Here is a 10888-nt window from a genome sequence, read left to right on the forward strand (position 1 = left end):
GCACCGGACGGGCAAGATGCCCATCCCACAAGAGTTTGTTAATACACAACTTTGCCAGTAGGGTGCGTTATGCGATCGCTAACACAATGCCAGTTGCTACAACGGAAGCGACGCTCGTTCCTCCCTACCTCTGTTCGCGTTCGAGTGTCACCAGAAGGACGCTCGAACGCGAACAGCGTGTCGCAGACAAAACTTGCTCATAGCGTTGCCATGCCGTACCACTTCGTGGAAGCAAGCTAGCAAGAGCGTCTCTAAGAGTTGGCTTTACGCTGCGCTAACACCAGTCGCCTACGGAGAGAAACCTGCCTACAGCGATGGATTCACCACAAAATACTGGCTCCCCTACAAAACAGGATCATTTATTTATTTTTTGGTATTCTCTTAATTCCAGACTTATAACTCATAAATTTTCTAATTGCCAGATGCTAGTTTCAAACCCTCAGCTATGGGGCCTAAAGCTAAAACGGGAAAGAAAGTCAATACTCCCAAAACCAATGTCACTCCAGCAGTGATACCAGTAAATACTAGAGAATCGGTTCTTAAAATACCAGGGGTTTCTTGTACTTGTTGTTTGCGAGACATGCCGTCAGCTAACAGCAGGATGGCAATTATCGGAATGTAGCGTCCTCCTATTAAGCTAACTAAAGTACTCAAGTTCCACCACAGGGTGTTATCCCTCAACCCTTCCAAGCCGGAACCATTATTTGCGGCGGCTGAGGCGTATTCATAAACTACTTGAGAAATACCGTGATAGCCAGAGTTGCTAATTCCAGAGAGAGAGATGGGATAAGCTAGTGCGATCGCACTGGGAATCAAAACTAGAATTGGGTGAATCAACAACACGACGCTGGCAAGCACAATTTCGCGTTTTTCAATTTTGCGTCCTAAAAACTCTGGGGTGCGTCCTGCCATGAGTCCAGTTAAGAACACTGTAAGAATTAAGTAAATGAATAAGTAAGCTGTTCCAGTTCCTTGACCACCCCAGATAATCTGGATAAACAAGTTGAAGAGTGTCGAAAATATTCCTTGGGGCATCAAAGAATCGTGCATCCCATTCACAGCGCCAGACATAGTGGCAGTAGTCATCACTGCCCAAAATGCCGTTTGTGCCCAGCCAAATCGCACTTCTTTACCTTCTAAATTGGGCTGTTCTAATCCAAAAGCAGTATTAACCAGGGGATTACCTTGTAGTTCTCCCACGGCTGTCACTCCCACCAGAACGACAAAAATCACAAACACCATCCAAAAAAGTAGCCAAGCTTGTTTGATGTTGTTGGCAAATATACCGTAGGTGTAAATCAAGGCTGCTGGGATAGAAATCATGGCGATCATTTCTATCAAGTTAGAAGCGCCATTGGGATTTTCAAAAGGATGTGCTGAGTTTACGCCAAAAAAGCCTCCGCCGTTCTCGCCTAAAAGTTTGATCATTTCAAAGGATGCCACCGGGCCTCTGGCAAGATATTGCGTCCCGCCTTCTAAGGTTCTCACATCCATAGTCTTCGCTAATGTTTGTGGTACACCTGTTATAAGCAAAGCGATCGCTCCAATAATCGAAATCGGTAGCAATATGCGCGTAATTCCACGGACGATATCGACATAAAAGTTTCCTAACTTTCTACCCGTCAACCCACGAATAAAGGCAATTCCCACAGATAAACCGGTGGCTGCGGAGGTGAACATCAAAAAGCCTAAAGCCGCTACCTGGCTAAAATAGCTTAAGGTTGTCTCACCAGCATAGTGCTGCTGGTCGGTATTCGTCACAAAGGAAATGGTTGTATGCAGTAACACATCCCAACTGGTAGCACCAAAACCGTTAGGATTCCAGGGCAAGAGCCTCTGAAAATATAGCAGCAAATATACTGAAATACCCATAATCAGGTTGCTATACAATACAGCCCGGATATACTGTAAACCTGTCATATCATCTTTTCTGCGAACACCCGCGAGTACGAACATACTTCGCTCTATGGGGTTCATTAAAAAATCCAGCAGTGTTCTTTCTCCCAAGAAGACACTGGCTATGTATCTACCGAGTAGCGGAGTAATTGCTATGACAATACACAGCGTTAAGCCAATTTGCAAAAAACCTTGTCCCATATATTTCGCGCTCGATAAAATTTAAGTGCTAGCAAGCCAATTATTAGAAATAACAGATTAACTGTTGGAGTATTTGATCTGGAGGAATTTAGTGATATCTCATATCACCGCCATTTTTTAATCTGGATTTACTATTTTCAGTTATCAAACAGAATTCAGGATTCAAGAGCGTCTCCGGCTCCGCTCCTGTTAGCGATAGCGGGGCGTTTAGCCCATTCTGACTCCTGAATTCTTCTTCAATACTATTTTCCAGATACTTGTTTAACTTGTAGTTAAAAATATTTAATCTTTACTTTTAATTCATCTATTTCGCTAGTTAGGATTATTTGTTTATACAATACATTCTCGAAGTTTGCTACGTTCAAAGAATATAAATATTTAAAAGGATTTGATTAAATAAATGACAGTACAGAAAGGTTGTGTTAGATACTCTGGGGAGCATCTCAAATGTGCAAAAACCTTGATAGCCCTCATCCCCTAACCCCTTCTCCTATGTTTGGGAGAAGGGGAACTAGAGTTATGTCTCCCCTCTCCCAAAGATGGGAGAGGGGCTGGGGGTGAGGGAAAAGATTTAAGCTTGCATTGGGATGCTCCCGATACTCTGCCCCTTGTGACAACTACTTAATCCCCAATCCTCAGTTCCCAGTCCCCTTTTTTGCATCTGGACAATCGTAATTTTCGGGTTAATGCTCAAGTGAATATTTGCAGATATAGATTGCAGATAAATCATAATCGCTAAATTAAATAGTTGTAAAGATAGTAAGAAAACGATTTTTTAATAAATCAGAAATGACTATATTAAGTAGATTAGTAGTGATGAAAGAAGCTATAAATGAGCGTGGAGAGACTTATGGGCTAATAGCGATCGCCTTTGCCATCGTGATTAGCTTAGAATATTTGACACCACCTGAGTACGTATTTGGCTACCTCTACACAGGGACAATTTTGGTAGCAGATTCTCGATTGAATCGGGGAGCAGTATTGGGGATCACTCTGGCAGCTACAGGATTAACATTGTTAAATTTGTTTGTCCCAGGGGGAGAAATGATTAATGCCTCAACGTTGGCAAACAGATTGATTGCAGTATTGGCATTGGTAGTGACAGGTTGGTTAAGTGACCGCAACCACCGCAATGAAGAAGCGATCGCTTATACCCAAGCCCAATTACGCTCCCAAGAACAACTAGCTATCATGCGTGAAGATTTTGTTTCTACCCTAACGCATGATTTGAAAACACCCCTATTAGGAGCAATTGAAACGCTGAAATATTTTCAAAATGAGCAATTTGGTGAAATCACGCCAATGCAAGCAAAAGTCCTCCAAACGATGGCTCGTAGTCATCGGAGTACACTCCAATTAGTCCAAACACTTTTAGATGTATACCGGAATGATGCCGAAGGGCTGAAATTACAGATATCACCCGTTAACTTGGCAACCGTGGCGGAGGAGGTAATAGCTACCCTGGCTGAACTAGCGAGAACACGTCAGGTTTATATTTCTCTCCACTATGGCGAATCAGATTTTCGGAGCTTTCTCTGGGTAAACGGCGATCCTTTGCAACTGGGGCGAGTCTTCACCAATCTCCTGAGTAATGGTATTAACCATACTCCCCGTGGCGGTAAAGTGGAAGTAGTACTTGAAGGTTATTCTAGCGATCAAGTGGTAAAAATCCTCGATACTGGTTCCGGCTTTACCGAAGAAGAATTACCCCACTTATTTGAGAGATTTTATCAAGGAGATAGCGATCGCCACGTTTCAGGATCTGGACTAGGGCTTTATTTAACCAGGCAAATTATCGCTGCTCATGGGGGTACAATCTGGGCAGAGAATCGCTCACCACGGGGAGCAATGTTTGGTTTTCGACTCCCAGCTTGTCCACCACCGGGGAGATGAGGGGCAGGGGGCAGGGAGCAGGGGAGGCAGGGGAAGCAGGGGGAGCAAGAGAATAATAATGACCAAATGACAAATAACCAATGACAAATGACAAATGACCAATGACAAATGACAAATGACCAATAACAAATGACAAAAATCTTACTCGTTGAAGACGATGAATTGTTTCTGCTTGGTCTGCGGATGCGGTTGCAGCAAGAAGCTACTTTGGAAATTGTCGCAGAAGCAGAAGATGGAGAACAAGCTGTAGAATTAGCAAATCGCTATCCCCTGGATTTAGTTTTGCTAGATATAGGTTTACCGGGCATTGGTGGGATTGAAGCTTGTCGCCAAATCAAGCAGAAGCACCCAAATTTACCAATTCTCGTTTTAACGTCTCGTTCTGAAAAACCTCTGATTTCACGGTTAATTGCTGCCGGGGCGCAAGGTTACTGTCTGAAAGGTATTCCTGCTGAGTCTCTGATATTGGCAGTGCGATCTGTTGCAGCTGGGGCTTCTTGGTGGGATCAAACGGCAACAACAGAAATTAGAGCCGCTTTTGAGGGCAATTCTACTGTGGTGCTGCCTGCAAAAACTGAGGGAACCCTAGAAAATCCGCTAACGAAGCGGGAGCAAGAAATTTTGGCACTGGTAGCAGCTGGCAAAAGCAATCAAGAGATTGCTGAGATTCTCTACATCGCCCCTGGTACAGTGCGGGTTCATGTCCATGCCATTTTACAGAAACTAGAAGTACGCGATCGCACTCAAGCCGCAGTTTTAGCGATCCAAAAAGGATTGGTAGCACCAGAATTGTTGATTAACTAGATTCATTTATATCGAGCTAAGTGCTACGTCTAAATTAAATGTAAATACTTAGAGCTTTAGTTAAAAACTATAGTTTTTTATAAATAGAAGCGATCGTAAAATCCTAAAAATAAATCATAAAGACGCGAAATTTCTAAATCGGATTGGAGTAACTGTAATTTATTTAAGTAAAATTACAGTTGCTTGTATTGTTTGTACGGTATAAATTTTATTATCTTAGAAAAATTATAGATAGAACATAACTTAGTTTTTCTAGGGTGTATTTGATCGTATATAGCTTTTCCTAATCAAATGAGGTACATTATAGCCCCCTCATCGCTTGCGGAGAGGGGGTGGGGTTTTTGTACCTCACTCAACTGGGAACCGCTATAACGATTAGAAATATTGCGGTTTTATTCCAATAAACAAGAGGTTCTGTCACCAATTTGAGTTGAGCATGGAAGCGAATGTTGAGTCATTCGCTTCCTATTTGGTGTTGTGTGATAAATGCTATTGACGTAAATCCTTAGAGCTAACAAGTCTTTTATTCAATCCAGAATTTTATTACAGGACAATAATTATGACAGAAAATAGTCACTCTAAAAACCAAAATAATTCCGCCAGAAAATTATTAGAAGCGGGCAAAAATATTGTTTTTATAGATACAGCAGTTCTCGATTATCAAAGCCTAGTAGCTGGTATCACACTAGGTAGTGAAGTCGTTATCCTTGACCATAATCGAGACGGTTTAACGCAAATCAGCGAGTTTCTAGCAGGGTGTAAACCTGGCTCAGTTGAATCAGTTCACATTGTCTCCCACGGTGCTGAAGGGAGTTTACAATTAGGGTCAACTTCCCTTAGCCTCACCAACCTAAATAGCTATGCAAATCAGTTACGCAAGTGGGCAAATGTTTTAACTGATAAAGCTGACATCTTACTTTATGGCTGTGATGTAGCCAGTGGTGAGGGCACAAAATTTGTGCAGCAGATTAGCCGAATTACTGGAGCAGATGTTGCTGCTTCCACTGACAAAACAGGAAGTGCAGCTTTAGGTGGTGACTGGGACTTAGAGTTGAAGACAGGGAAAATTGAGGCTTCCCTGGCATTTAAACCAGAAGTAATGCAGGCTTACCAATCTATTTTGCCAGCTAGTTTTACTGGTGCATACTCTCAAAACTTCAACACATTAGCTCGTTCTGGAACATCTATTACTTGGACTAATGATTCAACTATTTCAGGGTGGTATTCCACAAGAACAAATTACAACGCTGGTTCTGGCACTAGTAATGCAGGTGCATTGTATAGTTTTGGTACGACCACAGATCGGGCACTCGGTTCTGTAGCTTCCGGTGCTACAGGAACTATTTATTATGGGTTGCGCCTCCAAAATAATACAGGTTCAGCAATTACTAAGTTGCAAGTAAATTACACGGGTGAGCAATGGCGTAATGGTAATAATACATCGCAACAACAGCTGAAATTCAGTTATCAAACTGGGTCAACTCTCACAAGTTTAACAACAGGAACATGGACACCTGTAACATCACTAGATTTCACCGGGCCAATTGCAACTGCAACCGCAGGTTCCCTGAATGGTAATCAAATTGCTAATCGAACTGTCATCACGCCTGTAATATTTAATCTAGTTACCCCAATAGCTAACGGTGAAGAAATTATATTGCGTTGGGAAGACATAGATGATACAGGTAACGATCATGGTTTAGCCATTGACGATGTATCTGTCAAAGTAGATGGCACTATTTATGTAGTAACTAACACCAATGACAGTGGTGCTGGCTCGTTAAGGCAAGCTATTATCAATGCCAATAACGATCCAGGGATTGAGACAATTGTCTTTGATACGACTGGAATATTCGGTGATGCCACACCCGACATCATTACCCTCACTTCTGGGGAATTGAATGTTACTCAAGGAGTCATCATTCAAGGAACTGGGGCTGATAAACTTACCATCAGTGGTAACAATACTTCCCGTGTTTTTAATGCCAGTGCCTCCCTCTCAATTGATGGGTTGAACATAACTGGAGGAAATGCAGCAAATGGTGGCGGAATATATAGCACCAGTAGTGTCACAGTCAGCAATAGTATTTTTTCTGGCAATACTGCCAGCACTAGCGGCGGCGGCATTTACAGTAATAGTGCCACAGTCAGCGATAGCAGTATTTTTGGCAACACCGCGAACACTAATGGCGGCGGCATTTACAGTAATAGTGCCACAGTCAGCGATAGCAGTATTTTTGGCAACACCGCGAACACTAATGGCGGCGGCATTTACAGTAATAGTGCCACAGTCAGCGATAGCAGTATTTTTGGCAACATAGCTAACCTTGGAGGAGGCATCTACGGCACCAATGCCACAGTTAGCAATAGTACTCTTTCTGGCAACACCGCGAACAGCAATGGCGGCGGTATCTTCAGTAACGGTAGTAACAGTAGTGTCACCATCAGCAATAGCACTATCTCTACCAATACAGCAAAAACTCATGGTGGCGGCATCTATAGCAGCAGCAGTACCACAGTCAGCAATAGCACTATTTTTGGCAACACCGCTGATAGTGATAACAATACCCAAGGTGATGGTGGCGGCATTTATAAATCTGGTGGCACGGCAAGCATCAGCAATAGCATCATTGCTGGCAATATTGACCCAGGTAATCAAGGAGTCGATGTCTATGGTAATAACTTCAATAGTAATGGTTACAACCTGATTGGCAAAATTGCTGGTAAATTATCCGGGACTCTGGGCACGGGTACAGATATTATTAACCCCAATCCTGGACTAAAACCTCTGGGAGATTACGGTGGTTCTACACAAACTCACGCCCTAAGCTTTTCCAGTCCTGCCAAGAATGCTGGCGATCCGGCTTATAGTGGTGGCTTAACTACCGATCAGCGCGGCACGGATTTTAACCGGATTGAAAGTGGCAGAATTGACATTGGAGCATTTGAATATGTGCTTCCAAAAGTCAGCTTTGGTGCTGCTACTTACAATACAACAGAAGATAGTACCGCTACTGTAGTAACTATTTCTGTTTCCTTAAATGCCTCTCCAGAAACGGCTGTCACAGTTCCTATTGTCGTCAAAAATAATAGTACGGCGATTAGTGGCAACGATTACACTTTTTCTCCAAGTACTATCTCCTTTGCTGCTGGGGCTACAGGCTCAGATTTAACAAAGCTACTTACTTTTACTATTAACCCAGACGATTTACCTGAGAATACAGAAACGGTTGTACTCAACTTTGGCACGCTAATAGGGGCTGATTTAGGAACAATAACTGAAACTACTCTGAATATTGCTGCTAATGATTCGATTCAATATGCAGTTTCCAGCGCCACCTCAAATTTGACTGAAGGTAATAGTGGTACTCAAGCTGTTAGCTTTACGGTTACTCGTAGTGGTGGTATTGGCGTGGCTAGTACCGTAGATTACGCTTTTAGCGGTGCGGCAATTTTTGGCAGTGACTATAACAATATTCAAGTTACGGGTGGAGGAAATGCTGCATCTGGGACTTTAAGCTTCGCTGTTGGGGAAACCACAAAAACAATTACAGCCGATGTCTTAGGTGAGAACACATTTGAACTCAATGAAGACATTACTGTTAACCTGAGTAACCCCAACCTCACAGCTGCACCGGCAAATTCTACAATTACCAACAGTTCAGCTACAGTCAACATTATTAACGATGACAACCAACCAACTATCAGCATCTCGGATGTCTCAGTTACTGAAGGTACAGGGACAACAACTAATGCGAACTTTACTATCAGTCTCTCTAATGCCAGTTATCAGCAGATTACTGTAAATTACAACACGAGTGATGGCACTGCTCAAGCTGCTGATTCTGATTACAACTCTGCTTTAGGAACGATTACTTTCAATCCTGGAGAAACTAGTAAAACTCTTAGTATTGGTGTCATTGGCGATAACAAATTTGAAACTAACGAGGCATTTTCTGTCAACCTTTCGGCTGCGACAAATGCCACGATCGCAGATAATTTAGGAGTTGGTACAATCATCAACGATGATAACCAACCAACTATCAGCATCTCAGATGTTTCAGTTATTGAAGGCAATACAGGCACAAATAATGCGAACTTTACTATTAGTCTCTCTAATGCCAGTTATCAGCAGATTACTGTAAATTACAACACGAGTGATGGTACTGCTCAAGTTGCTGACTCTGATTACAACTCTGCTTTAGGAACCATTATTTTCAATCCTGGGGAAACCAGTAAAACTCTTAGTATTGGTGTTATCGGCGATAACAAGGCTGAAATCAACGAGGCATTTGCTGTCAATCTTTTGGGTGCTACAAATGCCACAATTACCGATAGTTTAGGAGTTGCTACCATCATTGATGATGACAACCAACCAACTATCAGCATCTCGGATGTCTCAGTTTCTGAAGGTAATACAGGGACAACAACTAATGCTAACTTTACGATTAGCCTCTCTAATCCCAGTTATCAGCAGATTACTGTAAATTACAATACGAGCAATGGTACTGCTCAAGTTGCTGACTCTGATTACAACTCTGCTTTAGGGACGATTATTTTCGCTCCTGGGGAAACCAGTAAAACTATTAGTATTGGTGTCATCGGCGATAATACAACTGAAACTGATGAGACATTTGCTGTCAATCTTTCAGGTGCTACAAATGCAACGATCGCAGATAATTTAGGAGTTGGTACAATCATTAACGATGACAACCAACCAAGTATCAGCATTTCGGATGTCTCTGTTACTGAAGGAAATACAGGGACAACAAATAATGCTAACTTTACTATTAGTCTCTCCAATCCCAGTTATCAGCAGATTACTGTAAATTACAACACGAGTGATGGTACTGCTCAAGTTGCCGATTCTGATTACAACTCTGCTTCAGGAACGATTACTTTCAATCCTGGCGAAACTAGCAAAACTCTTAGTATTGGTGTCATCGGCGATAACAAATTTGAAACTAATGAGGCATTTTCTGTCAACCTCTCGGCTGCTACAAATGCCACGATCGCAGATAATTTAGGAGTTGGTACAATCATCAACGATGACAACCAACCAACTATCATAATTTCGGATGTCTCTGTTACCGAAGGCAATACAGGGACAACAACTAATGCTAACTTTACTATTAGCCTCTCCAATCCTAGTTATCAGCAGGTTACTGTAAATTACAACACGAGTGATGGCACTGCTCAAACTTCTGGCTCTGATTACAACTCTGCTTTAGGAACGATTATTTTCAATCCTGGGGAAACTAGCAAAACCCTTAGTATTGGTGTCATCGGCGATAATCAAACTGAAAGTGACGAGACATTTGCTGTCAATCTTTCAGGTGCTATAAATGCCACGATCGCAGATAGTTTAGGAGTTGGTACTATCATCAACGATGACAACCAATCAACTATCAGCATCTCGAATGCCGCTCTTTTTGAAGGTAACGCAGGCACAACAACTAATGCTAACTTTACCGTCACTCTCTCCGCACCTAGTTTGCAGCAAGTTACTGTAAATTACAACACGAGTGATGGCACTGCTCAAGTTGCTGATTCTGATTACAACTCTACTTCCGGGACGATTATTTTCAATCCTGGCGAAACCACCAAAACTCTTGGTGTTGGTGTCATTGGTGATAATAAAGTTGAAGCCAATGAGACATTTTCTGTCAATCTCTTGGGTGCTACAAATGCCACAATTACTGATAGTTTGGGAGTGGCTACTATCATAAATGATGACGAACCCCCTGCCATTAGCATTGCAGATGTATCACTCAATGAAGGCACTATAGGAATGATAACTTTTGCTAAATTTATCGTTACTCTCTCCAATGAATTCTATCAACCGATAGCCGTAAGTTACAGTACGAGTGATGGCACTGCTAAAACTTCCGACTCTGATTACAATTCTGCTTTAGGAACGATCGTTTTCAATCCTGGCGAAATCAGCAAAACTATTAGTATCGGTGTTACAGGTGATAATAAAGTCGAAAGCAACGAAACATTTTTTGTCAATCTCTATGGAGCAGCAAATGCTAGGTTCGGTAATAACCAGGCAATCGGTACTATCATCAATGATGACCGGAATGTCGGGTAA

At 42.2% G+C, this 10888-nt stretch carries 5 protein-coding genes; 4 read left to right on the plus strand and 1 reads right to left on the minus strand.

Going from position 1 to position 10888, the window contains the following annotated elements; all coding sequences use genetic code 11:
* Positions 1 to 35 precede the first annotated feature (35 nt).
* Positions 36 to 203 (plus strand): hypothetical protein, encoded by a 168-nt coding sequence (locus tag HWQ36_RS07570; protein WP_292700062.1) that lies wholly within the window; start codon positions 36 to 38, stop codon positions 201 to 203.
* Between the two features lie 208 nt (positions 204 to 411).
* On the opposite strand, the gene kdpA is transcribed toward HWQ36_RS07570, so the two are convergent.
* Positions 412 to 2097, minus strand: coding sequence for a potassium-transporting ATPase subunit KdpA (gene kdpA, locus HWQ36_RS07575; RefSeq protein WP_292700065.1), 1686 nt, complete (start codon positions 2095 to 2097; stop codon positions 412 to 414).
* Positions 2098 to 2886: 789 nt separating this feature from the next.
* On the opposite strand from kdpA, the gene HWQ36_RS07580 reads away from it, so the two are divergent.
* The 3 genes from HWQ36_RS07580 (at position 2887) to HWQ36_RS07590 (ending at position 10888) form a co-directional block, all read left to right on the plus strand.
* Entirely contained in the window at positions 2887 to 3990 is a 1104-nt protein-coding gene (locus HWQ36_RS07580; RefSeq protein ID WP_292700068.1) for a HAMP domain-containing sensor histidine kinase, read from the plus strand.
* A gap of 129 nt (positions 3991 to 4119) precedes the next feature.
* Positions 4120 to 4794 carry a response regulator transcription factor gene (locus HWQ36_RS07585; protein WP_292700070.1) on the plus strand — a complete coding sequence of 225 codons (675 nt, stop codon included), beginning with the start codon at positions 4120 to 4122 and terminating at the stop codon, positions 4792 to 4794.
* A gap of 559 nt (positions 4795 to 5353) precedes the next feature.
* Positions 5354 to 10888, plus strand: coding sequence for a Calx-beta domain-containing protein (locus HWQ36_RS07590; RefSeq protein WP_292700072.1), 5535 nt, complete (start codon positions 5354 to 5356; stop codon positions 10886 to 10888).

Origin of the sequence: Nostoc sp. NMS2, assembly GCF_017115105.1 — a bacterium.
In the GTDB taxonomy this organism is placed as follows: Bacteria; Cyanobacteriota; Cyanobacteriia; order Cyanobacteriales; family Nostocaceae; genus Nostoc.

Coding starts and splice junctions, on each gene's coding strand:
- HWQ36_RS07585 (WP_292700070.1), top strand. CDS start 4,120: ATGACAAAAATCTTACTCGTTGAAGACGATGAATTGTTTCTGCTTGGT.
- HWQ36_RS07590 (WP_292700072.1), top strand. CDS start 5,354: ATGACAGAAAATAGTCACTCTAAAAACCAAAATAATTCCGCCAGAAAA.
- HWQ36_RS07580 (WP_292700068.1), top strand. CDS start 2,887: ATGACTATATTAAGTAGATTAGTAGTGATGAAAGAAGCTATAAATGAG.
- kdpA (WP_292700065.1), bottom strand. CDS start 2,097: ATGGGACAAGGTTTTTTGCAAATTGGCTTAACGCTGTGTATTGTCATA.